Here is a 25,142-nt window from a genome sequence, read left to right as displayed (position 1 = left end):
ATCTGCGCTACCGCAACGATATAGGCCAGCGCCTGGAGAATGGAGAACTGAACTTGTTGCGCAAATGGGGATATATCGATGCCTGATGGGACCTCTATATCCCCATGTGTCAGCTGTTATTTTTCAACCGAACCCCAGGTGGCCTCGAATCGGAACTGACGCAGGTCCAGCTCCGGCCGTTCGGTTTGAAATTGCGCTTTGCCGATGCGATATGCTTCATCGATATCCTTGGCAGACAGCGAATGTTCCCAGATGGGGGTGTCACGATGGGCGGATTTATCCCACGCGCTTATGTAGAACAAACCCATACGAATTCTCCTGAAATGAGATTGGCTGAATAGTTGACCGCCACCCGCCAGGAATAACCAGCAGGCGGCAAGTGCTTGCTTAATGCGAGCCAGAGCTGCTGCCTGAACCACTGGAGCTGCCGGACGAGCTGTTGCCAGTGCCAGAATTATTGCCGGTTCCTGTCCCCGCGCGGTTTGAATTCAGTTCATCCGAACGCTTGGGTGTTTGTGTTTTTTCTGGCTGGTGGGTGCCCTTGCGCTGGCTACCACTGCCGTCGGCCGGGGTTGATGTGGAGGTGCTGTTGTCGCCCGGGGTGGCGTTGGTATTCGAGCCACTGTTGGTGCCTCCGGCAAAGGCCAATGGCGTTTGCAGGCAGGCGAGCAGAATGCCAAGGCCGAGGTATTTTCCGTAGATATTGATTTTCATGATGATCTCCTTGAAGTCTTGAGTTATGGGATGTATTGACTGTGCAAGGATGTATCGTGAAAGCTAAGCGCCACCTGCAACATCAAGGTATTTCTTATTGTGCTGTAGGAAAATCTAAATCGGACATGACCGGCTAATAAAGTCCTACAGCACTATAGGACGTGACTCTCTCGCTGAGCACGCGTCTGATCTGTCATCGTGAATCCATGGTTTGCATGTCGCATGCAACTGCACTACGCACCAGATGACTTTTAGACGATATGGAGGTTTTGATATGTCAGTTTCTCACGCTATTTTGCCCGGCATGCCGGTGCTTTCCGCCCAGAACACCAAAGTGGGTACCGTCGATGGCCTGGAAGGGACCAATCTCATCAAACTCACCAAGGATGAGCAGGGCCAACATCACTACATTCCCAAGGACTGGGTGGCTTCTACCGATAATGCTGAAGTAAAACTTTCTTGCGATGAAAAGCGCGCTGTTTCAGAGTGGCTGACCCAACCCAACTGAAGCCACGGCTTTTGGCTGTATTGGTTCTGGTCATAAAAAAACCCGCCTCGATGTGAGGCGGGTTTTTTATTATCAATGCCCGTTACCAGGCGATTGAAAACAGCAGCTTGATTACAGGCTGAACACGTTCAGTGCACCGCCGCCAGGAGCCGCGTTGTACTTGGTCAGTTCCTTGTAACCACCTGCGGCACCGAGTGCGTCGGAGTCGTTATCCAGGCCCAGGTTCATCGCAACGCCAGCCCAACCGCCGATACCGGACAGTACGCCAACGTATTGCTTGCCCTTGTTGCTGTAGGTGAAGGCATTGCCGATCACGCCAGAACCAACCTGGAACTTCCACAGCAACTTGCCGGTTTGTGCATCCACGGCCTTGAAGTCACGCTCCAGAGTGCCGTAGAACACGAGGTCAGAAGCTGTTGCCAGTACGCCGCCCCATGAGGAGAACTTCTCCTTGTTGTACCAGACGGCCTTGCCCTTCAATGGATCCCAGGCTTCGAAACCGCCCATTACGCCATCTGGACCAGCAAACATGGTCAGGCTTGCACCCACCCATGGTTGGCCAGCCACATACTTGGATTCCACGGGCTCGTAGGTCATGCAAACGTGGTTCAACGGGATGTACATCAGACCAGTGCGTGGCGAGTAAGCCATAGGCTGTTGGTCCTTGACACCCAGCGCGGCCGGGCAGATACCCTTGGCGTTGTAGTCTTCGTGTGTGGAGTAACGCGCATCTTTTTGTGGCACGCCGGACTTCAGGTCAACCTTGGTCGCCCAGTTGATGAAGGGGTGAGCCTTCTCAGCCACCAGCAGAGTACCGTTGGTGCGGTCCAGGGTGTAGTTGAAACCGTTACGGTCTGTGTGGAAAGCGTACTTCTTGTCGCCCTTGTCGAACAGGACGATTTCGTTGATGCCGTCATAGTCCCACTCGTCGTGAGGGGTCATCTGATAACCCCACTTGGCGATACCGGTATTCAAGTCACGTGCGAACAGGGTCATGGACCACTTGTTGTCACCAGGACGTACGTCCGGGTTCCAGACAGATGGGTTACCCGTGCCGTAGTACACGTAATTCAGCTTGGGATCATAGGAGAACCAGCCCCATACGGAACCGCCGCCGTGCTCCCAGCCATTCTTGGTGGCTTGTGGCTTCAGCCAGGTGCGCGTGCCCAGTTCTTTTTCAGGGTACTTCAGCTGGTCCTTGGTCAGTGCCTTGAACGAGCCACCTTCCTTGTTACCACCGTTCACGTCCTGGTATACAGACAGCGCATTGTAGTGCGGGTTAGCCTTGTTGAAGTCTTCGCCGATCAGCACTTCGCTATCAGGACCTGTGGAGTAAGCTTTCCAGGCCAGCGAACCATCTTTCAGGTTGTAAGCAGCCAGGAAGCAGCGCACGCCGAACTCGCCGCCGGAGCAACCGGTCAGCACTTTATCCTTGAATACGTGAGGTGCGTTGGTGTTGCTGGCGCCCAGCTTGGGGTCGGTGTTCTTCACATCCCAAACCTTGGCACCGGTCTTGGCATCCAGGGCAACCAGCATGCCGTCATTCTGTTGCAGGAAAATCTTGCCATCGCCAAAACCCAGGCCGCGGCTGACGTTGTCGCAGCACAGCACTGCTTGTACGGAGGGGTCTTGCTTGGGGAAGTAAGTCCAGAGAATCTTCTGGTCGTCGTTCAGGTCCAGCGCGTAAACGTTGTTCGGGAACGCAGTGTGCACATACATCACGCCATTGATCACCAAGGGGGAGCCTTCGTGACCACGGTTAACACCGGTAGAGAAAGTCCATGCCGATTTCAGGCTCTTGATGTTGGATTTGTTGATCTGGTTCAGCGTGCTGTAGCCTTGGCCATTGTACTGACCACGTGGGCCAGCCCAGTTGGCAGGGTTGGCCATTGCGGCTTCCTGATCGGCTGCAGCAAATGCCATCATGGGCAGGGCGACGGTCATGCCGACCACGGCGCCCAGTGCCAATTTCATCTTGCTCATCTTTAAAATCTCCATTGTTTAAGTCTTACGCCACCATAGCTGTGGGAATGGGGTTGAGCCCCTTTTTCTGACCAAACCTCAAATATGTAACGAGAAATTAAGGTTTGAAGCGAAAGACTGTAACGAAACGTAAAATGGATGGCGTGAGCCAGATGAAATAACTTTAAGGGTCCAAATGGTCCAGATGGCGATCATCATTGGGGGCCAGGCAGTGAGAAATTAAGCTGGCAGTGGACTGTGGCAATCCTAGTTTGCCTTGTTAGCTTGGATGTATCAGGTTTTGGCGTGAAGTGTACACATACATGCTGCAACATGCGGGCAAGTGAATGCCAACAAATTGTAACATTTAATATACAAATTGCTACAATTTTACCAGGGGTCAATGAGCGACAATTCAGGGGCTGATCCCTGATGAAATTTCCCATGTTTAACGCTGCAACACTGATCGATCCAGATGTGCAACAGGTGCGTATGGCATGACGCGCACTATGTCGTCACATGGCCAAAGTTTACGTCGTACCTGGAACCTGAATATTGATTTCAGTCCATTCAAGCCTGGCACGGCGCTTTACCTGCAAATTGCCGAGCAAATCGTTGAAAAAATCCGCCAGGGGCGACTGCCACCCAATACCGTCATGCCAGGCAGCCGCGAGCTAGCGGCGATGCTGAACGTTAACCGCAAAACCATTGTACTTTCATACGACGAACTGATTGCTCAGGGCTGGCTTACCACTCAGCATCGACGAGGAACCTTTGTTTCTGAGGCTCTGCCTTATCCTGCAAAAACCCAGCTGTTGGAGGTCCCGGCACTGGACTTGGCATTCTCCGCCAGCGCGTCCATGCCAATTACGCCGCAGCAAACCCCTATGCTGTTGTTGGGCGAGGGATTGCCGGACAAACGGGTTATTCCATATGAAACCTACATCCGGGCCTCCAAGCGTGCCATGGCTAAAGTCGCGCGTGCCTCCTATATGGAAGCACCCGACTACAGAGGGCACCCCACGTTCCGGCAGGCCGTAGCTGGTTTATTGCATGAGGAGTGTGGCTTTAATGTGGCGGTTGATCAGCTTTGCCTGACACGCGGATTACAACAGAGCATTTATATCAGCGCGCGTGCTTTACTATCTCCTGGCGATTACGTGATTTTTGAACGTTGGGCCCCCGCGGAAGCCTTGAGTGTATTTGAGTCGCTAGGTGCGCGTATTCTGTTTGCCGATATTGATGAGGCTGGGGTGAAAGATGACGAGATAGAAGCACTTTGCCGCCATCATCCGGTGAAGGCCATTTTTGTCACTCATCAGGTGCAATACCCGACTACCGTCTCCCTGAGCGTTGCGCGTAGACGACGACTGCTGCAGGTCGCCGATGAGCTGGATTTTCACATTATTGCGGCTGATTATTCCCAGCATCTCTTTTTCAATAGACCTGCGTTTCCGCCCGTCGCGACGGGCAATATGCGCAAACGGATCATCTATCTCGGCGCGCTGCCGAGCGTGTTGCCTGCTGATCGCCAAGTAGGCTACATCGCCAATACGCCGCAGTTCATTGATAAATGCGCACGCCAACGCCAGTTGATGGGGCAAGTAGACGACCCGGTGAGTCAGTCAGCCATTACCGAACTTATCCAGAATGGGGAATTCCACCGATTGGTGCGTCGTGCCTCCCGTATTTACAACCAACGTCGCTTGTACGCCGCCAACCTGCTTTTGGATGAGCTGGGCGAACTGGTGTCATTTCGTATGCCAGAGGCTGGCCTGTTTTTCTGGTTGGGGTTTAAACTTTCCATCCCGCCTGTTGTCTGGGCTGAGCATGTAAAGCTAGCCGGCATTCAGCTGGTCCAGAATATTCATTACGCGGCCGAAAGCAGTCGCCTGCCGGGCGTGCTTTTAGGCTATTCCCATCTGGACGAGTTTCAGATGAAGGAGCTCATCCTGAAGATTAAGCATGTGATAGGGCTGTTTACACGGTGATTTAGGTCACCACAAAATAAAAAACTCAAGGCTGTCATCCACAGCCAAAAATTTGCATTTTCCAATCGCTGCAAAAAAGCGGGAATCTCAAAAAATAAACATGCCATGGCTGTCAATTTTGAGTACCCGACGTCCCCTGCATTTTTCTCTGGATCCCCACTTTTTTTTAGTTCTTATCGTCCCCCATTTTCGATATGCCTCAGCATGAGGGTGCTTGGTAAGTTTTTGTAAAAAAACAATATAAACATAAAGTTAAGATAGTATTTTCATTCCAAGTTTCAGAAACTTCAACTAACTGATTCAGTCCATGAGAAAAGTCATATTTCATATTTAAGACAATCAGAATCTGCGCCTTAGTTCACTTCCCTTCACCCTTCCCATTTCCATAAAAAGTAGGTGAGCAATCGCCAACTTCCCCCCATTTGTATGCCCAGGTTTACCTTGCTTTTCGGGTCGCATATTGCCGCATCTGGCGCCACTCTATTAGTTAGTGCTCTGCTCTGGAATGACGGAACAGTCACCAAGACTGGCGCTGGTAAGGTGACCCTGTCATACGCAAATACCTACAGTGGTAACACCACAGTGAGCGCTGGTACCTTAAGCTACGGTGGCAATAGTGGCGTGCCCGCTGGCAGCGTGGTGACGGTAGATAATGGTGCCACGCTCGACATCAACAGCCAAAGCGTGACGCGTAGCGCCAATACCAGCATTAGTGGCACACTCGCGCTTGGCACCAATGCCAGTGTGACACTCACCAGCGGCACCTTCAGCGTCGGCACGATCACCGGCAGCGGCACCATCACGGTCAACAGTGGCGCCACACTGATCCTGACAGACAACCTTACCAACCTCAACGTCAATATCGTCCTGGTTGGAGGTACGCTCAAGATCGCTGGTGGCAAGACGATCAGCCTGGGCACCTTAAGCCAGAACGCGGCCAGTACCATCGACCTGGACAGCAGCGGCTTTGCCAGCTTGAAAGTCGCCACCCTTACCCTCAACAGCTATGCGTTGACGGTGAGCAACTGGACCAAAGACAGCGATCACCTCTTCGCGACGGCCTTCACCAACGGGACACGCAATACCATCGGTGTTGCCCCGATGAACCTCATCACAATGGGCAGCACCGCTGCCGCCTACACCGTCTGGCAAAGCACCAACGACGAGATCAGCGTGCTGGTTAATCCGCGTGTGAAGATCGCCAAGCAATCGCAAGGCGGTGTTGGCACCTTCACGTTTGAGCTGAAAGGCCTCTCGGCCACCACCGCCAGCATCACCACGGTGACCGCCGGCACCGCTGTGCAGCACCCCACCACCTTCAGCGGCACCGCCGGGCAGGAAGCCACCATTACCGAATCCGCCGGTCCGCTCGGCTGGTCCAAGCAGCCAGTCTCCGCCAGTTGCGTAGACGCCAACGGCAGCACCGACAATAACGGCACCGGCGCCATTGGTACTCTCACGGGCAGCGTGCTCACCATCCCTGCCAATAAAATGGTGGCGAATGCCGACTTCACCTGCACTATTGTCAACCAGCTGAACGGTCTTTCCGGCGTCGTGTTCAATGACGGTGGTGCCCCTAACGGCACCAGCAACACCGGCACTCCGAACGACGGCCTGCGTAACGGCAATGAGGCCGGCATCAGCAACCTCAGCCTCAGCCTGAGTGACTGCGGCAGCACCAGCTACGGCACCACCACCACCGACGGCAACGGCGCCTGGGCCTTCAACATCCCCAGTAGCGTCACGGCAGGCAGTCCGCTCTGCGTCAGCGTCACGGCACCCAACACCTACCTGGGCACAGGCGCCAACGCCAACGGCACCGTGTTGCCGAGTGACACCGCCACTAACGTCAATAGCATTAGCTACACCTACAGCCGCAGCACCCAGCGCATCAGCTTCAGCGCCCCCGCCAGCGGTACTGCCGTTCTCAACTTCGGCCTGGTCCCGGTCAGCACCTTCACCAGTAACGGCACGCAGTCCGGCCAAGCCGGAGGAACCGTCTCTTACAGCCACACCTTCACGGCGGGCACAGGGGGCAGCGTCAGCTTCAGCAGCAGCCAAGTCTCCACCCCCACGATCAGCGGCTGGAATAACGCGCTTTACACTGACACGGGTTGCACGGGTAGTCGTCAAAGCAATGCCAGCCTCATTACCGGGCCGGTCACGGTGATACAGGGTGAGGTTATGTGCCTGGTGAGTGTGGTCAGCGTTCCCGCCACCGCAATGAACGGCAACAGCAACATCACGACCCTCAGCGGCACGTTCAGCTTCAGCAACGCCAGCCCCAGCCTGAGTGCCAGCTACAGCGTCACAGAGACTACCACGGTGGGCAACAATGCCTTCTCCTTGGTGAAAGAGGTTCGTAACGTGACAAACAGTGGCACCTTCGGCACCAAGAACCAAGCCAAGAGCGGAGACATTCTGGAATACCGTGTTACCTACACCAACAAGAGCAGCAGCCCGATGAGCACGATAGTGATCTCGGACAGCACGCCGGCGTATACGATCTTCCAGTCGGCGAGTGCGGGCACGACGCCGCCGGACTTAGGCAACTGCCTGAAGACAACCCCCCAGAACACCAGCACACCGGTAGCCTGCTCGGCCACGCAGTCAAAGGGTGGCAAGGGGGAAATGCAATGGAGTTTTGATGGGATCCTCAACCCGTCTGCCAGTGGGAATGTACTCTTCCAGGTCCAGGTGGAGTGATAGACGGACGAGAGAATGCCTGCAGGTGGAATCGCGTAGCTGAGGCCGAGGGTTTGGTGGGCTACGCGGAGTTGGGAAATGCCACATAGCCTGGGCGTGTAGCCTGGTATCCGGCGAGACGAAAGACTGTGTGTTGGCAACCAATGCATATGCAGCGTTGGTTGCCTTGCAATAACGAGTACGGAAACGACCCTGGGTGTTGCGTCATGAGGTGTTATTTCTATTGATCAGCACGATATCTACAAATCTACTAGCTCACTGATTTTCACCAGATCGACCAGGCCCGAAGCGTTCAGCTTTTTTAATGCACGGTGCCGGTGCAGCTTAACCGTTCTTAATGCAATATTGAGATTTAATGCCACCCCAAGGTTGGTGTGCCCTTTAGCCACCAGACGTGCCACTTCGCGTTCACGTGGCGTAAGCAAAGCCACCCGGCTGGCCAGGATGGATTTGCTGCTGGTCGATTGCAATTGTGTGGAGTGGTAGGCCAGGGCTTTTTCGGTGGCCTGTTCAAGCTTGTTAACATCTAGCGGCTTGATCAGAAAGTCAATTGCCCCCTTTCTGAATCCGCTGGCGACTTCGTGAACATCGCTTTCTCCACTGATCAGAATTAATGGTACGTTAATGTCCTTGTCTTGCAACGCTTCCTGGAGCTGCAACCCTGTCATGCCGCTCATCTGGTTGTCGCAAACGATGCATGAAGGGGTCGTCAGAAACTCAGTATGTTCTTTGATGAAGCTGATTACACCGACGGCCGAACCGAATACGTGGCATTGGTACCCCGCCAATGTCAAAAAGCGCGACATGGATGCATTGATCGCTGGATCGTCGTCAATGATGATGACGTTCTTACTATGGCTATTGAGTAGTTCCATATTAATAAGTACTTTCCCCGAGAGAGTGTTTTGGATTTATGTTTTTCGATGGATTACATAAGTTAACTACTTCTGAAACGTAACTTGATTTTTGCGCCCCCTTCCTTAGCGTTTGAAAAAAGAATCTCTCCTTGATGCAACCGCATGATTGAGCTTGAAATAGCAAGTCCCAGTCCAAGCCCATTTTCTTTTGTGGTCATGAATGGCGTGCCGAGTGTTTCAAGATTTTTAAATCCATCACCGCTATCTGTGATTTCAATACAGGGAAATATCGCCTGCATATACGCGCTAACATGGATGATCTTGTTGGGCGCGTCGCGCATTGCATCAATGCTGTTGCGATAAATATTGACGAGCACCTGGATCAGCATGGCCTGGTCACCAATAATGAACATCGGGTGTTCGGGCGGGGTAAATACAAAATTCACGCCGGCTTTTCCCGCATACGCGTGAACAAGATCATGGGCCTTGGCGATTAGCTCATTAATGGAAACTTTGCGATGGGTGGTTGCCGAAGGTTTAATAAAGGAACGGATATTGTTGACGATGCGGGATGCTGCTTGAGCTGCGGATGAGATGCGATTCGTGGCAGCAAGGATTTCCTGATCAATGGCATTTTCTTTGGGTAGTAACCGTTCAATGTACTGTATCTCAAGCAATATGCTGGAGAGTGGCTGGCTGAGTTCATGGGCAAGGTAAGGCGTGAGTTCGAGCAGTACTTCTTGCCTGGCGTTATGGGCGATTTCATTCAGATGATGAAGCTCATCTGCGTCGGCTTCCTTCATGTGTCCCGTTACTTTTTTTGCGGCCCCTTTTTCATAAATCAGGGCAAGATAGGCGAATTGCGAGAAGATGCTGGAGGAAAGCAGGCAGATATAGAACAGGTCGCCGTCTAATGGCATGCTCATGGGTAATGGCACATGATTGAATAGAGGCGTGTCTGGCATCTCCAGCACGCCGATAAGCGCTGGGGTATAGCTGTATCCCAGCCACTTTGCATTCTCCAGGGATGCTTGTTTGTGTAACTTGAATGCAAGCAGGCACAATCCGGAAAGTTGTAATGCGAATATGAACTGCGTGAATAGCACGCTCAATTCGCGATGACCTGCCTGCTGGATCAGGGCATAGGCAGCGCAGACCACGCCAAGGATAATGGCCCACATTCGCCATTGAATGATATTGGTGAGTTCCAGCGCCAAGCTGTAAGCGCACAAGGTATTGGCGATGAGGATGCAGATGAATGTGACCCAATGAAGGGTTGACCCTGGGAATACGAGAAGCTGCAGCAGGGAAATGGCCAGTAATAGATGGCCCAGACACCAGGATTTTTTTGACATGGAAAACTGGCTTTGCATCAAGCCCCAAGAGATGACAGGCAAAAGCCATGCGATTAAGGCGGCCATTAAGAAGTCTGGACTTGTTGGGCCTATCTCCATTTTTGTTTTCCCCATTTCATTTTTAATTTCTTAGCTTTCGTGTCTAACGATAAATAGGTTTGCCCTGCAGGGTAATATCCCCTTGGGGCAGGTGCTGCCGTCTCTCATGTGAAAAAGTGAAATATTAAGTGGAGGATAAGTTTAGGACGGCATGATGACGTTTAGCTGTGATCATGTGGAAAGTTGCTGCTTCTCCACGGTGGCTTTATCAATTCCCCTGTGATGGTGGGTCACATTTTTTGTTGAATGCGACATATGGCAAATGCTGACCAGGCATTTTTCATATTAATGGATGCTCCCCGGCAACAAATTGGCATCTTAATATTTTGTATATTAATCATCACAATGCTATGTGGCGTGCGCGTGCCAATCAGTCTGCAGACCTCATAAGTCCGCAAATTGCATCCAAATAGTGCTTTGTAGGGAGACATGAAATTTTGCATTAATGATCTGATGCAAATTTACTTTTTTTCTCCCTCTGATATGCGTAATGCTATGCGCCAAAATCATGACTGGTTGCATAATATTTCTTTGAATAAGTTTTTAACTAACCTTTACAATTTGCTCTCTATCTAATCAATTCTGCCCCAGCATGAATAATAGTAATGACTGAAATTCAGTTTAAGATTAATCCATAATTTATTGGGTTTTTGCAATGGAAGAAGTGCTTAATTTCTTGATAAAAGTGAATTGGATGAGAAGTTATGAGGAAAAAGCAGGATGTGATAATGATGAATTAATAAAGTCATCATGCCTATTCATGCTTGAAGAAAAAGTTCTGCAACAGGAGTTAAATCTAGCTGGGGATTGAGGTGTTAAGGCTTTGATGGATGGCGACGGAAATTGCACGCATGTGGAATGTCGAGGCTGCTGTATCAGGGAGATTCCACGTTAGTGGTGTGCGAATAAAGCAGGAAGATGCGCTAACCTCCTTCCGGTGAGCGGATGGAGGTTAAGCATAGTGGCGGGGGGCGTTAGAGTGGAGTACCTGCTGCGTGTGCTTGCTCGTCAGCGTGGTAGGACGAGCGTACCATGGGGCCGCAGCTGGCATTGACAAAGCCCATGGCGAGAGCTTCTTGCTCAAACTGGGCGAATCGTTCCGGTGTGACGAATCTGACCACGGGCAAATGGTGCGGACTGGGTTGCAGGTATTGGCCCAGTGTCAGCATGGTGACACCATGCGCGCGCAGATCCCGCATTACCTGCAGAATCTCGTCGTCGGTTTCGCCGAGGCCGAGCATCAGTCCAGACTTGGTGGGAGTATCAGGATGCTGGTCGCCGAAGGCTTTCAGCAGGTCCAGGGAGTTCTGATAATCAGAACCGGGCCGCGCTTGCTTGTAAAGGCGTGGCACTGTTTCAAGGTTGTGATTCATGACGTCGGGCGGGACTTGCGACAGGATTTCCATTGCACGGTCCAGGCGACCGCGAAAATCGGGCACCAGAATTTCAATTTTGATGGCGGGGGATTGGCTGCGGACTGCGCGTATGCAGTCGACAAAATGCTGGGCGCCGCCATCCTTGAGATCGTCACGGTCTACACTGGTAATCACGACATAGCGCAGGCGCATCTGGGCAATGGTGCGGGCGAGATTCTCAGGTTCGTTGACATCTGGCGGCAGTGGTTTGCCATGCGCAACGTCACAGAATGGGCAGCGACGCGTGCAGATATCTCCCAGAATCATGAAAGTGGCAGTCCCGCCACTAAAGCATTCTCCGATATTGGGGCAGGATGCTTCTTCGCAGACGGTATGCAGATTGTTCTCACGCAATACCTGTTTTATCTCCTGAAAGCGCGCACTATCTGGCACTTTCATACGTATCCATTCCGGTTTGCGCATAGCAGGTTGCGGCACAATCTTGATGGGAATACGCGCTGTTTTTGCCGCACCGGTTTCTTTGACACCCGCTACCTTGCGTGGGGGAGTGGCCGGGGGCGGGATGATTTCCAGTGTGTCGCTCATAGGGCTTCGGTTCTTAAGAATTCGTTTTCAGTATACCCCAGCTTGCCAGCCAGCAATTTCAGCAGTCGCTCGCCTGCCTGCGCTGGGGTGAGGGGCAGGCCAAGGTCACGTGTTTGTGTAACAGGCATGCCTTTATAGCCGCAAGGATCGATCGCGCTGAAAGGGGCAAGGTCCATGTCCACATTCAAGGCTAGGCCATGATAGCAGCGCTGCTGCTTTATCCGCAGGCCCAGGGAGGCGATCTTGGCCTCGCCGATATAGACGCCGGGGGCATCCGCGCGGGCATGGGCTTCTATTGCATGCTCGGCCAGCAAGGCGACGATGCTGTTTTCCATGGCATCCACGACATGCCGGATGGTCCAGTTGCGTCGTCCCAGATCCAACAGCAGATAAATCACAACTTGACCAGGGCCATGGTAGGTAATTTTTCCTCCACGATCTACCGGCAACAGCGGGATGTCGGAACGTAACGGGGGCGTCGCATCGCGCCGGTTCAGCCCTAGGGTGTAGATGGGAGCATGCTCGGTAAGCCACAGCTCATCCGGCGTGTCAGCGCCGCGGCTGGCGGTGAAATGCTGCATGGCATGCCAGGTGTCTTCATACCCGCTCAAGCCGAGCCGGCGAATATGCAAGGGCATGCTTAGAGCACAACCTTGACGCTAGGGTGCGAAGTCAATGCGCGATAGATGTCATCGAGCTGGGGCTTGGAAGTCACATACACATAGCATGTCAGGCTGATATAGCGTCCACCAGAGCTTGCGCGCATCTCGACGCGGGTAGCATCGAATTCGGGCGCATGCACCCGGATAACATCCACCACGGTGTCGGAAAAGGTCTCGTGCGTTTCTCCCATCACCTTGATGGGGAAGTCGCAAGGAAATTCAATCAGAGTGTCTTGATCAGCCATGGGGTGTCTCCGCGCTACGCATTATGTGGTTTTTATAAAGCTGATAGGCTTTATACATGCGCTTGAATATGGGGCCAGGCAGGCCGTTTGCAATGGGGGCATTGTCCAACTTGACGATGGGCAGGATTTCCTTGGTCGATGAGGTCATCCATAGTTCATCGGCGCTACGGATGCGTGCCTCAGGGAAATAGCCAATATCAACGGAAATGCCTTCGCTTGCCGCCAGTTCCAAGATCACATCGTAGGTAATGCCAGGCAGCATGTGCTGGTCTTTGGGCGGGGCCAGTATCACGCCATTATCGACCGCAAAGATATTGCTGGCCGCCCCTTCGGTCAGCACACCGTCCCGGAACAGAATAGTCTCGACCGCCCCTTCGTCCACCGCCATCTGACGCAGCAACACATTGGGCAGCAATGAGATGGCTTTGATGTCGCAATGATCCCAGCGGATATCCTGACTGCTGATGGCGACGGCGCCGCTTTCCACCAGACTGGCAGGCGGCGTGATCAGCGGATTGCTCATCATGAAAACGGTAGGCTCCACATGCGCAGGAAATGCATGGTCGCGCGGTGCAGGCCCACGCGTGACCTGAATGTAGATGGACTGGTCTTCTGCTTCATTGCGCTTGATCAGCTCTTCCACATGGCGGCTCCAGGCAGCGCTGTCGTACAGATTGGGTATGCGTAGGCTGCTGAGGCTGGCATTCAGCCGGCGCAAATGTTCTTGCAGGCGAAAGGGGTGGCGCGAGTAAACCGGGATCAACTCATACACGCCATCGCCGAAGATGAAGCCACGATCGAGTACCGGAATGCGGGCTTCTTCTATCGGCATGAAGGCGCCGTTCAGGTACACGATCTGCGACATGAATTTAGGCAAACCAGAGTTTGATCGTATCCCACAGGCGACCAAACAGGCCGGCCACTTCCACGTTTTTGGCCGCGACCAGGGTACGCTTGTCGATCAACTTGTCATCCAGGAAGAATTCGATGGTGCCCACATTCTGACCGGCGCTGATCGGGGCAATCAAAGGCTGACGGCTGGTCACCTTGGCTTTTACACGGGCGTATTCGCCCTTGGGCAACGTGATCGACAGGTCAGCGGGGACCGTGGCCGGGACGACATTGTCCTGACCTTTCCATACCTTGAGCTGGTTGATCGGCTGGCCACGCTTGTATACCAGGTGTGACTCATAGAACTGGAAGCCATAGTTCAGCAGTTTCTGGCTTTCGGTGGCACGGGCGCTGTCCGAAGGGGTGCCAAGCACGACCGAAATCAACCGTGTCTCGCCACGTTTGGCGGAAGAAATCAGACAATAACCAGCGGTCTTGGTGTGGCCCGTTTTCATGCCATCCACATACGGGTCCAGCCATAGCAGACGATTGCGGTTAGGCTGGGTAATGTTGTTGTAGCTGTATTGCTTTTGCGAATACAGACGCTTGTAATCTTCAGGGAAGTCGCGAATCAGCGCGGATGCCAGCAGTGACAGGTCATACGCCGTGGTGTAATGCTGCGGATCAGGCAGGCCCGTGGCATTCATGAAATGGGTATTTTTCATGCCCAGGCGTGCCGCTTCCTTGTTCATCAGGTCAGCAAAGGCTTCTTCGGTAATCGCAATGCCTTCCGCTAGCGCAATCGATGCGTCATTGCCAGACTGGATGATCATGCCATGCATCAGCTCATCTACCGTCACTGGACGGTTCGGCTCGACAAACATCTTGGAGCCTTCCACTTTCCAGGCCTTGACGCTGATCGGCAGCGTCTGGGTCAGCTGCAGATGACCATTCTTGACTGCCTTGAATGAAAGATAGGCCGTCATCAGCTTGGTCAGTGAGGCGGGTTCAACCCGCTCATCTCCTGCTTGCTGGGCGATGGTGGACTGGCTGTTGAAATCGCGCAGCACATACGATTTAACAGCGAGCGAAGGTGGTGGTGGAATCTCTGCGGCCTGAGCGGTAATACTGCAAATGGCGGCAACCAAGGTAAAAATGCGAGAAAAATAAGACATGGCTTCCTACTTTGAAAATTACTTGCGGATGACGATGGCGGTGGTGCCCAGCGTCTGCTTGATGTTGGCTGCAGCGCGGTCAGCTTCCGCCCGGCTGCTATATGGCCCCAGCAGCACTCGATAGGTGCCGTTATTATACCAGCTCTGGGTGGCGACATTGCCGGCCAAGCCTTGCTCCCTGATTCGGCTGCTCAATGCGTCTGCGTTGGATTGTAATTTGAATGCGCCAACCTGCACGTAATCGCCACTGGCAATGCTGGCCGTATTGTCCACTTGCGGCAGGGCATTGGCGGTGATTGGCTGCGGCAATGGAGTATCAGCCACTGGCGCGCCGGGTGGTGGGGTGGGCACCGCCGGGGTGGGTGTGACCACGGATGGCAAGGGTTTTGCGCCTGGCCGCGTGTCGATGGCTTCGACATCAACCAGTCCGCTGCCTTTTTCGCTCAGACGTAGTTTGTAGGCCGCCGCGTAGGAAAGATCAATGATACGGTCGCTGTGAAATGGGCCACGATCGTTGATGCGTACGATCACCGAGCGGCCATTGTCGGGGTTGGTGACCCGCACGTAGCTTGGCAACGGCAGGGTGGTGTGGGCACCCGTCATGCCATACATATCGTAGATTTCGCCGCTCGAGGTTTTCTGCCCGTGATAGCGACGCCCATACCAGGAGGCAATGCCCCGCTGCTTGTAAGGCTGATATTCCGTCATGGGTTTGTACGAGACCCCGAGCGCAATGTAAGGGCGATTGGCGCGGGGCAACAGGGCTTCGGCGCGGGGTACCGCATCAGGAATGGCATCGATGTCGGCTGGAGGGTTATCACCAGGGCCATCATCCAGGTAGTAGCCGCCGCGCTTGGGAGGGGCGGTGGTGCTGGTGCCTGGTTTGCTGGCAGCGGGCGTAGCGCTCTCGGGTTTGACGCTGGTGCTGCCGCCGCAGGCGCTTAACCAGAGTGGAATGGCAAGGGCAATCAGATAGCGAGGTAGGCTCATCAGGAAGTCACCAGTTTTTTATGGGTGTGTATGCTCATCAAAATACCAAAACCCAGCAACAGGGTCACCAGTGAGGTGCCGCCGTAGCTGATCAATGGTAATGGAACGCCAACGACCGGTAAAATTCCGCTGACCATGCCGATATTGACGAAAACATAGGTAAAAAAGGTAAGGGTGATGCTACCTGCGAGCAATCGGCAGAACATGTTTTGTGCCTGAGCTGCGATCACCATGCCGCGGCCGATGATCAGCGTGAACAGCAGCAGCAACAGCAGATTGCCCATCAGGCCAAACTCCTCCCCGAACACGGCGAAGATGAAGTCGGTCGTGCGCTCCGGCAGAAAATCCAGCTGTGACTGCGTGCCGTGCAGCCAGCCTTTGCCCGCCATGCCACCAGAGCCCAGGGCAATGGTGGCCTGGATGGTGTGGTAGCCAGCGCCCAGGGGGTCCTGGTAGGGATCAAACAGAATTTCAATCCGCTTGCGCTGATAGTCATGCAGCATGGTCCAGAAGATGGGCGCCATGACCCCCGCAAATACGGCCAGGCCGATCAGCAGGCGCCAGCTCAAGCCTGCGAGAAACAAGACATAAAAGCCGGAAGAGGCGATCAGCAGTGAGGTGCCAAGGTCAGGTTGCTTCATGATGAATGCCACCGGAATCGCCAGCAATAGTGCTCCAATGGCATGGTTGCTGAGGCGCAGTGTGTTGTCGCGCCGCGAAAAATACCAGGCAAGCAGCATGGGCACGCCGATCTTCATCAGCTCGGAAGGCTGGATGCGCACAAGACCTATGTGCAGCCAGCGCCGGGCGCCATGGCTGATCTCGCCAAAAAAGAATACGCCTACCAATAACACCATACCCAGGATATAAACCGGCAAAGCCAGCCGTTCCAGATGCTGCGGCGCGATATTGGCGGCTATCCACAGGATCCCGAGTGCGGCGCCCATGTTGGCAGCTTGTGAAAGCACGCGGTCCACATTCTGGCCAGATGCGCTATACAGCACAAACAGCCCCACCAGCATGGTAAACAGCAGGCTGCCCATCAGGAAGGAGTCGATATGTCTGACAACATAAGAGCCGAAGCGACTAATCATGCAATTCTTCCTCGTGCGTGGGTTCCGGGCTATTGACCACCGCAGGGCCAGCAGCGGGCACGGGTGGCGAGGGTTCCTTGCCCAACAGGTAATAGTCCATGATCTTGCGTGCTATCGGGCCAGCCGTTGAACCGCCATGGCGACCATTTTCCACGATAACAGCGACGGCAATTGTCGGGTCATCGGCCGGCGCATAAGCAATGAATAATGCATGATCCAGATGCCGTTCGTTGATCTTGCTCTCGTTGTACTTTTCATTTTGCTTGATGCCGATGACCTGCGCTGTACCGGTCTTGGCGGCGATGGCATAGGGGCTGCCTGCACCCACGCTCGCGGCAGTACCTCCAGGCAAGGTGACATCAACCATGCCTTGGGTGACGATTTCCACATGGTGCGGATCCAGTGCTACGCGATCAACGACCACCGCTGGGTTGGGTGTCGTCACGCCATTGCGTGCATTCTGAATGCTGTTTACCAGCCGCGGCCGCATGGCGACACCCTTGTTGGCCAGGATGGCGGTGGCCTGAGCCAGCTGCAGTGGTGTGACCAGCGTGTAGCCCTGGCCAATGCCGGTAATCACGGTTTCACCTGGGAACCAGCGCTGTTTCCAGCGCTTCCATTTCCATTCTGGTGTAGGCAGCAGGCCGCTCATTTCGCCTTTCATGTCAATGTCAGTCTTGCGGCCAAATCCAAAGTGGCTGACAAATGAAGTCAGGCGTTCAATGCCCAGATCCAGCGCCAGGCCATAAAAAAACGTGTCGCAAGATACGGTAATGGCACGTTGTACATCAACCTGACCATGACCGCCTGGTTTCCAGTCGCGGTAGCGGTGCGAGCTGCCGGGCAGCATGAAATAGCCGGGATCGCTGATGCTGAAAGGCGGCTCGCGCTTGCCCGCCTCCAGTCCGGCCAGCGCCACAAATGGCTTGAAGGTGGAGCCAGGGGGATAAATGCCGCGCATGGGGCGATTGATTAAGGGTTTGTCGATGGAGTCGTTGAGGGCCTTCCAGCTTTCACTGTCGATGCCGTCTACAAACAGGTTGGGGTCAAACGTGGGCTGACTCACATAAGCCAGCACTTCGCCATTTTTCGGGTTGATGGCAACGAGGGCCCCTCGATGATCGCCAAAGGCTTCTTCACCTATGCGTTGCAGCTTGCTATCCATGCTCAGGATGAGGTTGTCGCCTGGTACTGGCGGCGTGCTGGACAATACACGTACGGCATGACCGTCGGCATCGATTTCCACTTGCTGGAAACCGGTGGTGCCATGCAGCTGGCGTTCGTAATACTGCTCCAGGCCGCTTTTGCCGATGTGATCGGAGCCTTTGTAGTTGGATAACTCGTTGGACTCAGACAAGGCGGTCAAATCGCGGTCATTAATGCGGCCAATATAGCCAATCATGTGCGCACCGAGATTGTTTTCCGGATAGTGGCGGAACAGGCGCGAACGGATTTCAACCCCGGGGAACCGGTAACGGTTGACGGCAAAGCGTGCCGCTTCAGTTTCGTTCAAATGTGTGCGTATTGGCACGCTCTCAAAGCTGTGGCTCTGCGCACGCAGCTTCTTGAAGCGCTTGCGGTCAGCTGCACTGACCTCAATGAATTCGCTGATTTCGTTGATGGTGTCTTCTACATTTTTAACTTTGGAGGGAGTGATTTCCAGCGTGTAAGCAAAGAAGTTGTGCGCCAGTATCACGCCATTGCGATCCAGGATCAGCCCGCGATTGGGGACGATAGGCACCAGCGAGATGCGGTTGTTTTCCGCCAGGGTCTGGAAATAATCGTACTTCATCATCTGCAGGAAGAAGAAGCGGCTACCCAGAATGCCAAAGCAGACCAGCACCAGCACGGCCATAAACGCCAGGCGCAGGCGGAAGTTATGCTGTTCCAGCTGGTAGTTGCGGAGCTCGGAGCGGTAGTTCAATCGGGCTTAGTCCTGATCCGTGTGGCCTTGAATGCCAAGCCGGGTGAAAATCACTGCCAGCCATAGCATGATGCCGGTAATGCAAGGGTAGAAATAGCCCCAGCCTGGACTTTCGCCACCGGCAAACATCTTGAGAATGAGCAGCGTACCCTGGTTGAACACCAGCAGAGCAAATACATAGGCTGCTTGTTGCCAGATATTGAACAGAGTAAGGCGGCGCTGATAGATCAAGGCAAAGAACGCCGTTAGAGCATATGCCAGCGCTGCCTGGCCAAACAGGCCACCAGTCGCCAGGTCAATCACCAGGCCCGCGAACCATGCGGTGCCGATGTTGCATAAATGTGGCGCACGCAAAAGCCAATAAAGCAAGACGAGCAGGACAAAGTCCGGGCGCATGGTCAATGCGATGCCCGACCAAGGCAGAAGCTGGCACAGCAGGGCCGCAAGTAGAGTCAGGTAGATGGTGCTGAGGTTGGGGCGCATGTCAGATTATTGGGGAGCTGTCGGGGTTTTAGGGGCCGGGGTTTTCTGGCTCGCAGAAGTCGCCGCAGATGCTGCCGTTTTTTTCTGGTTAACCACGGGTTCAGGTTTTGGCATATCCAGCAGCAGCACCTGTTTGTGATTTTCGATGCCCGCCAGAGGTTTGCAAACGATATGCGCAAATGGCGAGTTGGGATTGCGCTCGACCTTGACGACTACTGCAACTGCCAGCCCCATGGGATAAACCCCATCAATTCCTGAGGTCACCAGTCGGTCACCTTGACGGATATCCACATTGGCTGGCAAGTAAGGCAAGTCGAGCATGGTGTCGCGCCCATGACCAAAGGCAATGGCGCGCAAGCTGTTGCGCTCCACCTGAATGGGCACGGAGAGTTCGCGGTCGGTAATCAGCGTGACTTCGCTGGTAAACGGGTAGACCCGGGTGACTTGTCCGATGACGCCATCGGCATCAATCACGGCTTGCCCGGCGATCACCTCATGGCGGCTGCCCAGGTTGATCACCACGCGATGGGTGAAGGGGTCACGGCCGATATGCAGAATCTCGCCCAGGCGCGCATTTTGTGGCGAATTGCGGGCGGCACCCAGCAGGTTGCGCAGGTGTTCGTTTTCCTGCTCCAGTGAGCGGAAGCGTTGCAGTTCTGCGCTTTGCAGCAAGGCCTGCTCGGTCAATCGGCTGTTTTGCTTGAGCAGGGTGCTGTGCGTGGTGAGGTATTCGTTGGCATCGTGCATCAGGTCTGATGGCGCATTGGCCAGCACCTGCAGGGGATGCATCAAGGCGCTGAAGCCCTGACGAACCTCGACCAGATAATGCAGGCGCGAATCGGTGGCCATCAGGGTGAGCGAGACGGCGGCAAAGAAAATGAGGCGGGCAAACGGACTGGGGCCGCGGACAAAGAAGGCCGGTGAGTGTTGAGGTTCAAGCGGACGCGGCATCGATAGGTTCAGCCCTGAGTCTATCCTGTAGTTGAGGGCCCGTCAGGCTGGGCACCAACAAACTACGCTTATCAATTAAAACAGGCCGTTGCCGGCCTGTTACGGTTATGCAGATACGCGGATCTGCTTATTCGCTGGCAAATACATTGCCGAGCTTGTCCATTTCTTCCAGTGCACGACCGCTACCGCGGGCAACACAGGTGAGTGGGTCTTCGGCCACGATGACGGGCAAGCCGGTTTCTTCCACCAGCAGGCGATCCAGGTCGCGCAGCAAGGCGCCACCGCCGGTCAGCACCATGCCTTTTTCGGCAATGTCAGCGCCGAGTTCGGGCGGGGTTTGCTCCAAGGCAGACTTCACTGCGCCCACGATGGAGTTCAATGGCTCGGTCAGCGCTTCCAGAATTTCATTGCTGGAAATGGTGAACTTGCGTGGCAGGCCTTCTGCCAGATTGCGGCCGGTGACTTCCATTTCCAGTACTTCGGAGCCAGGGAAGGCGGAGCCGATTTTCTTCTTGATCAGTTCGGCCGTTGGCTCGGAGATTTGCATGCCGTAATTGCGGCGGATGTAATCGATGATGGCCTGATCAAACTTGTCACCGCCCACGCGTTCGGATTTGGCGTAAACGATACCACCCAGCGAGATCACGCCCACTTCGGTAGTGCCGCCGCCAATGTCGACCACCATGGAGCCGGTGGCTTCTGCTACCGGCATGTCAGCACCAATCGCGGCGGCCATCGGTTCTTCAATCAGGTAAACCTGACGGGCACCGGCGCCAATGGCAGATTCGCGGATCGCGCGGCGCTCAACCTGGGTAGAGCCTACCGGCACACAGATGATGATGCGCGGGTTGGGGCTGAACAAACGGGATTCGTGAATCTTGCGGATAAAGTACTTGAGCATTTGCTCGGTAATGGTGAAGTCGGCAATCACGCCGTCTTTCATCGGGCGGATCGCGGTGATGTTGGCTGGGGCGCGGCCCAGCATGCGCTTGGCTTCCAGGCCAACGGCCAGCATGGTTTTCTTGCCTGCGGGGCCGCCTTCCTGGCGGATGGCAACAACGGAAGGTTCGTCGAGGACGATGCCGCGGCCGCGGACGTAAATCAGGGTGTTGGCGGTGCCGAGGTCGATCGCAAGATCGTTGGAGAAGTAACTATTTAAAAGACCGAACATGGTTGTCTGTATCCTGAACGAACGGCCACGCCTTGGCTGAGGCAAGTCGTGGCTGAAGATGTGCATAAAATCAAGTTATAATACCCGATATAGTCGCGAATTTTAAGACTAGTTTTAAATTTGGGCTGGCGGGCCGTTGCTCCCCTGTCCACATTGGCCGCCAAGGCGGCTTAATCTTTAAGCGTTCTGGAATAAACCCATGTCACTGAGCAGTTCAGATGTAAAGCGCATCGCGCATCTTGCGCGAATTGAGGTGAGCGATGAGGAGGCTGAAGCCACCTTGCAGAAGTTATCCGGCATTCTTGGGCTGATTGAACAGATGCAGGCGGTGGATACCACCGGCATCGTGCCCATGTCGCATTCGCAGGATGTGGTGCAGCGCTTGCGTCCTGATGTGGTCACTGAAAACGATCAGCGTGCCGCTTTCCAGGCGATTGCGCCTGCCGTTGAAAACGGACTTTACCTCGTTCCCAAAGTCATCGAATAACCCTAACGTTCGCGAATCAACTCCATGATAAACAGCAGCCTCAAACAGCTGGGTGCCATGCTTCAGGCGAAGCAGATATCCAGTACCGAACTGACGCAGGCGTTCCTGCAGCGCATTGATGATCATAACCCCGAGATCAATGCCTATATCACGATAGACGCTGAGCGCAGCCTCGCCCAGGCTAAGGCCGCCGATGCACGCATCGCCGCTGGCAATGCGCAGCCGCTCACTGGTATTCCGATTGCGCAGAAAGACATTTTTGTCGCCAATGGCTGGAAAACCACCTGTGGCTCCAAAATGCTGGACAACTTTATCGGGCCATACGACGCCACCGTGATCAAGCTGTTTGATCAGGCCGGCGCAGTGAACCTGGGCAAGACCAATATGGACGAGTTCGCCATGGGCTCTTCCAACGAAACCAGTTACTACGGCAAGGTGCAAAACCCATGGGATCGCACGCGCGTACCGGGCGGCAGCTCTGGCGGCAGTGCGGCTGCCGTGGCAGCGCGCCTCTGTGCGGCGGCGACCGGTACCGATACCGGCGGCTCCATCCGCCAGCCAGCCTCGCTGTGCGGCTTGTCCGGCCTGAAACCGACCTATGGTCTGGTGTCGCGCTATGGCATGATCGCCTTTGCCTCCAGCCTGGATCAGGCAGGCCCCATGGCCAAGTCCTGTGAAGACATGGCGCTGATGATGAATGTCATGACCGGCTTTGATGAGCGTGACTCCACCAGTCTGCAACGCGACAAGGAAGATTACGAGCGTGAGTTGGGCAAGCCATTGCAAGGTCTGCGCGTCGGTCTGCCCAAGGAGTTTTTTGCTGACGGCCTCAGCAGCGAAGTCGCTGCCGTGGTGGAATCGGCCATTGCCGAATATCGCAAGCTGGGGGCCGAGATTGTCGAGATCAGCCTGCCCAATACCCAATTATCCATTCCGGTTTACTATGTGCTGGCCCCGGCGGAAGCCTCCAGCAACCTGTCGCGTTTCGATGGTGTGCGCTACGGGCACCGCGCTGCAGAGTATGACGATCTGCTGGATATGTATTGCAAGAGCCGCGCTGAAGGCTTTGGTGCCGAGGTCAAGCGCCGCATCCTGATCGGTACTTATGTGTTGTCGGCAGGCTATTACGATGCCTACTACCTCAAGGCGCAGCAAATCCGCCGCCTGATTGCCGAGGACTTTGCCAAGGCATTCACCCAGTGTGATGTGATCATGGGGCCCACCGCGCCAGGCACGGCATTCCGTAGCGGTGAAAAAGCAAATGACCCGGTGGCCATGTACCTCGAAGATCTTTACACCATCGCCGTCAATCTGGCCGGTTTGCCTGGCATGAGCATCCCTGCCGGGTTTGCCAGTGTGGATGGCAAGCAACTGCCAGTCGGTCTGCAGGTGATCGGTAACTATTTTGACGAGGCGCGTATGCTGAATGTAGGCCACGCCTATCAGCAAGTGACGGATTGGCATACCCGTATGCCGGAGGGGCTTTAATCATGCAGTGGGAAGTTGTTATCGGGCTGGAAACACATACCCAGCTTCAAACCAGGTCCAAGATTTTTTCCGGCAGCAGCATTGCCTTTGGTGCTGAGCCGAATACCCAGGCCAGCGCGGTGGATATCGCCTTGCCTGGTGTGTTGCCAGTGCTGAATGCGGAAGCTGTGCAGTGCGCTATCAAGTTTGGCCTCGCGGTGAATGCCGAGATCGCGCCGCGTTCGGTGTTTGCCCGCAAGAATTACTTTTACCCGGACTTGCCCAAGGGCTACCAGATCAGCCAGTACGAGCTGCCCGTGGTAGGCAAGGGATCGCTCACCGTGCAGGTGGGCGATCAGGAGAAGACCATCCGCATTACCCGCGCGCATCTGGAAGAAGATGCGGGCAAGTCGGTGCATGGCGCGTCGGCTGGCATGTCGGGCATAGACCTCAACCGTGCCGGTACGCCGCTGCTGGAAATTGTGACCGAGCCGGACATGCGCTCGGCCGCCGAGGCCGTGGCCTATGCCAAAAAGCTGCACGAGCTGGTGCAGTGGATAGGTATATGCGACGGCAACATGCAGGAAGGCAGTTTCCGTTGCGACGTGAACGTCTCGGTACGCCCCAAGGGTTCCGACAAGCTCGGCACGCGCCGCGAGATCAAGAACCTCAACTCCTTCCGCTTCATGCAGCAGGCGATTGAATACGAAACCCGCTGGCAGATCGAGACGCTGGAAGACGGCGGCACCATCCAGCAGGCCACCGTGCTGTTCAACCCCGATACCGGTGAAACCCGCGCCATGCGCAGCAAGGAAGAAGCCAACGACTATCGTTACTTCCCTGACCCTGATTTGCTGCCTTTGCAGATTACGCTGGAAGACATTGCCAAGGTGAAAGCCGTGATGCCCGAGCTGCCGGGCGACATGAAAGAACGCTTCGAACGTGAGTATTCGCTCTCAGCCTATGACGCATCTGGCCTGACATCTTCGCGTGGCATTGCCGATTACTTTACGGCCGTGGTAGCGCAGGGTGCCGAGCCTAAAATGGCGGCCAACTGGGTCATGGGCAGTGTCGCGGCCAAGCTCAACGAGCAGGATCAGGATATCAGCGCTTCACCGGTGAGCCCGCTGCAACTGGCCGGGTTGCTCAAGCGCATTGCCGACAACACCATCTCCAACAAGATCGCCAGAGAAGTATTCGACGCGATGTGGGCTGGTGAAGGCGATGCCGACAGTATCATCGAGAAAAAAGGCCTGAAGCAGGTGACGGATAGCGGCGCCATCGAAGCCATCATCGATGAAGTGCTGGCTGCCAACGCTGCCATGGTGGAAGAGTTCCGCGCCGGCAAGGAAAAAGCCTTCAACGCGCTGGTGGGCCAGGCCATGAAAGCTTCCAAGGGCAAGGCCAACCCGGCACAGGTAAATGAGGTGCTGCGCCGAAAACTGGGTGCCTGATCAGCTGGCAATAGTTTGCGCGCATGAAAAAAGCCGGGATGTCCCGGCTTTTTTC

23 protein-coding genes are annotated in these 25,142 nt (G+C 54.8%); 7 read left to right on the top strand and 16 right to left on the bottom strand.

From position 1 onward, the window contains the following. Nucleotides 1–116 precede the first annotated feature (116 nt). Both LG203_RS12725 and LG203_RS12720 read right to left on the bottom strand, forming a co-directional pair. Nucleotides 117–308: a hypothetical protein gene (locus tag LG203_RS12725; protein WP_230346099.1), complete on the bottom strand. Its 192-nt coding sequence runs from the start codon at nt 306–308 to the stop codon at nt 117–119. A gap of 79 nt (nt 309–387) precedes the next feature. Then, complete coding sequence (locus LG203_RS12720) at nt 388–714, bottom strand: hypothetical protein (RefSeq protein ID WP_230346098.1); 327 nt, start codon at nt 712–714, stop codon at nt 388–390. A 274-nt stretch (nt 715–988) separates the two neighbouring features. Between LG203_RS12720 and LG203_RS12715 the strand changes: the two genes are divergently transcribed. Next, complete coding sequence (locus tag LG203_RS12715; RefSeq protein ID WP_013443261.1) at nt 989–1,222, top strand: DUF2171 domain-containing protein; 234 nt, start codon at nt 989–991, stop codon at nt 1,220–1,222. Nucleotides 1,223–1,333: 111 nt separating this feature from the next. Here the strand turns inward: LG203_RS12715 and LG203_RS12710 are convergent, their stop codons facing one another. Next, nucleotides 1,334–3,205 (bottom strand): methanol/ethanol family PQQ-dependent dehydrogenase, encoded by a 1,872-nt coding sequence (locus LG203_RS12710; RefSeq protein WP_328487131.1) that lies wholly within the window; start codon nt 3,203–3,205, stop codon nt 1,334–1,336. A 476-nt stretch (nt 3,206–3,681) separates the two neighbouring features. Between LG203_RS12710 and LG203_RS12705 the strand changes: the two genes are divergently transcribed. Then, the gene (locus LG203_RS12705) at nt 3,682–5,175 is read left to right on the top strand and encodes an aminotransferase-like domain-containing protein (protein WP_230346097.1); all 1,494 of its coding nucleotides are present in this window, start codon (nt 3,682–3,684) and stop codon (nt 5,173–5,175) included. A gap of 426 nt (nt 5,176–5,601) precedes the next feature. After that, entirely contained in the window at nt 5,602–7,881 is a 2,280-nt protein-coding gene (locus LG203_RS12700) for a prealbumin-like fold domain-containing protein (RefSeq protein ID WP_268867423.1), read from the top strand. 239 nt (nt 7,882–8,120) lie between these two features. Here LG203_RS12700 and LG203_RS12695 read toward each other — a convergent pair whose 3' ends face one another. Together LG203_RS12695 and LG203_RS12690 are read right to left on the bottom strand one after the other, a co-directional pair. Next, the gene (locus LG203_RS12695) at nt 8,121–8,756 is read right to left on the bottom strand and encodes a response regulator transcription factor (protein ID WP_230346095.1); all 636 of its coding nucleotides are present in this window, start codon (nt 8,754–8,756) and stop codon (nt 8,121–8,123) included. Nucleotides 8,757–8,818: 62 nt separating this feature from the next. Beyond that, nucleotides 8,819–10,159: a sensor histidine kinase gene (locus LG203_RS12690; protein ID WP_230346094.1), complete on the bottom strand. Its 1,341-nt coding sequence runs from the start codon at nt 10,157–10,159 to the stop codon at nt 8,819–8,821. A gap of 688 nt (nt 10,160–10,847) precedes the next feature. Here LG203_RS12690 and LG203_RS12685 point away from each other — a divergent pair. Further along, nucleotides 10,848–11,003: a hypothetical protein gene (locus LG203_RS12685; protein ID WP_230346093.1), complete on the top strand. Its 156-nt coding sequence runs from the start codon at nt 10,848–10,850 to the stop codon at nt 11,001–11,003. Nucleotides 11,004–11,166: 163 nt separating this feature from the next. Here the strand turns inward: LG203_RS12685 and lipA are convergent, their stop codons facing one another. From lipA to LG203_RS12630, 11 genes are all read right to left on the bottom strand, one after another. Then, nucleotides 11,167–12,153 (bottom strand): lipoyl synthase, encoded by a 987-nt coding sequence (lipA, locus tag LG203_RS12680; protein WP_230346092.1) that lies wholly within the window; start codon nt 12,151–12,153, stop codon nt 11,167–11,169. Next, nucleotides 12,150–12,791: a lipoyl(octanoyl) transferase LipB gene (gene lipB / locus LG203_RS12675; RefSeq protein WP_230346091.1), complete on the bottom strand. Its 642-nt coding sequence runs from the start codon at nt 12,789–12,791 to the stop codon at nt 12,150–12,152. Before lipB ends, lipA begins: the two co-directional genes overlap by 4 nt. A 2-nt stretch (nt 12,792–12,793) precedes the next feature. Then, nucleotides 12,794–13,060: an HP0495 family protein gene (locus LG203_RS12670; protein WP_013443253.1), complete on the bottom strand. Its 267-nt coding sequence runs from the start codon at nt 13,058–13,060 to the stop codon at nt 12,794–12,796. Continuing rightward, a complete protein-coding gene (locus tag LG203_RS12665; protein ID WP_230346090.1) occupies nt 13,053–13,925 on the bottom strand; it encodes a D-amino acid aminotransferase in 873 nt (290 codons plus the stop codon). Before LG203_RS12665 ends, LG203_RS12670 begins: the two co-directional genes overlap by 8 nt. Nucleotides 13,926–13,929: 4 nt before the next feature. Then, on the bottom strand, nt 13,930–15,066 hold the full coding sequence (locus LG203_RS12660) for a D-alanyl-D-alanine carboxypeptidase family protein (protein ID WP_230346089.1): 1,137 nt from the start codon (nt 15,064–15,066) through the stop codon (nt 13,930–13,932). A gap of 18 nt (nt 15,067–15,084) precedes the next feature. Further along, nucleotides 15,085–16,056 carry a septal ring lytic transglycosylase RlpA family protein gene (locus tag LG203_RS12655; protein ID WP_230346088.1) on the bottom strand — a complete coding sequence of 324 codons (972 nt, stop codon included), beginning with the start codon at nt 16,054–16,056 and terminating at the stop codon, nt 15,085–15,087. Continuing rightward, a complete protein-coding gene (gene rodA, locus LG203_RS12650) occupies nt 16,056–17,150 on the bottom strand; it encodes a rod shape-determining protein RodA (RefSeq protein ID WP_230346087.1) in 1,095 nt (364 codons plus the stop codon). The genes LG203_RS12655 and rodA overlap by 1 nt, the downstream gene beginning before the upstream one ends. After that, nucleotides 17,143–19,074 carry a penicillin-binding protein 2 gene (mrdA, locus tag LG203_RS12645; RefSeq protein ID WP_230346086.1) on the bottom strand — a complete coding sequence of 644 codons (1,932 nt, stop codon included), beginning with the start codon at nt 19,072–19,074 and terminating at the stop codon, nt 17,143–17,145. The genes rodA and mrdA overlap by 8 nt, the downstream gene beginning before the upstream one ends. A 6-nt stretch (nt 19,075–19,080) precedes the next feature. Then, nucleotides 19,081–19,557 carry a rod shape-determining protein MreD gene (mreD, locus tag LG203_RS12640; protein WP_230346085.1) on the bottom strand — a complete coding sequence of 159 codons (477 nt, stop codon included), beginning with the start codon at nt 19,555–19,557 and terminating at the stop codon, nt 19,081–19,083. Between the two features lie 6 nt (nt 19,558–19,563). Further along, nucleotides 19,564–20,508: a rod shape-determining protein MreC gene (gene mreC, locus LG203_RS12635; RefSeq protein WP_230346084.1), complete on the bottom strand. Its 945-nt coding sequence runs from the start codon at nt 20,506–20,508 to the stop codon at nt 19,564–19,566. A gap of 127 nt (nt 20,509–20,635) precedes the next feature. Beyond that, on the bottom strand, nt 20,636–21,679 hold the full coding sequence (locus LG203_RS12630; protein ID WP_013443245.1) for a rod shape-determining protein: 1,044 nt from the start codon (nt 21,677–21,679) through the stop codon (nt 20,636–20,638). Nucleotides 21,680–21,878: 199 nt separating this feature from the next. On the opposite strand from LG203_RS12630, the gene gatC reads away from it, so the two are divergent. Genes gatC through gatB form a run of 3 tightly spaced genes read left to right on the top strand, consistent with a single transcriptional unit; the run spans nt 21,879 to nt 25,087 of the window. Further along, complete coding sequence (gene gatC, locus LG203_RS12625) at nt 21,879–22,166, top strand: Asp-tRNA(Asn)/Glu-tRNA(Gln) amidotransferase subunit GatC (protein WP_230346083.1); 288 nt, start codon at nt 21,879–21,881, stop codon at nt 22,164–22,166. A gap of 24 nt (nt 22,167–22,190) precedes the next feature. Then, the gene (gatA, locus tag LG203_RS12620; protein ID WP_230346082.1) at nt 22,191–23,654 is read left to right on the top strand and encodes an Asp-tRNA(Asn)/Glu-tRNA(Gln) amidotransferase subunit GatA; all 1,464 of its coding nucleotides are present in this window, start codon (nt 22,191–22,193) and stop codon (nt 23,652–23,654) included. 2 nt (nt 23,655–23,656) lie between these two features. Continuing rightward, the gene (gatB, locus tag LG203_RS12615; protein ID WP_230346081.1) at nt 23,657–25,087 is read left to right on the top strand and encodes an Asp-tRNA(Asn)/Glu-tRNA(Gln) amidotransferase subunit GatB; all 1,431 of its coding nucleotides are present in this window, start codon (nt 23,657–23,659) and stop codon (nt 25,085–25,087) included. The last annotated feature ends 55 nt before the right edge of the window (nt 25,088–25,142 follow it).

Origin of the sequence: Methylovorus mays (genome assembly GCF_020531915.1) — a bacterium.
GTDB classification, from domain to species: Bacteria; Pseudomonadota; Gammaproteobacteria; order Burkholderiales; family Methylophilaceae; genus Methylovorus; species Methylovorus mays.
This window is presented reverse-complemented; position numbering and strand designations above follow the sequence as displayed.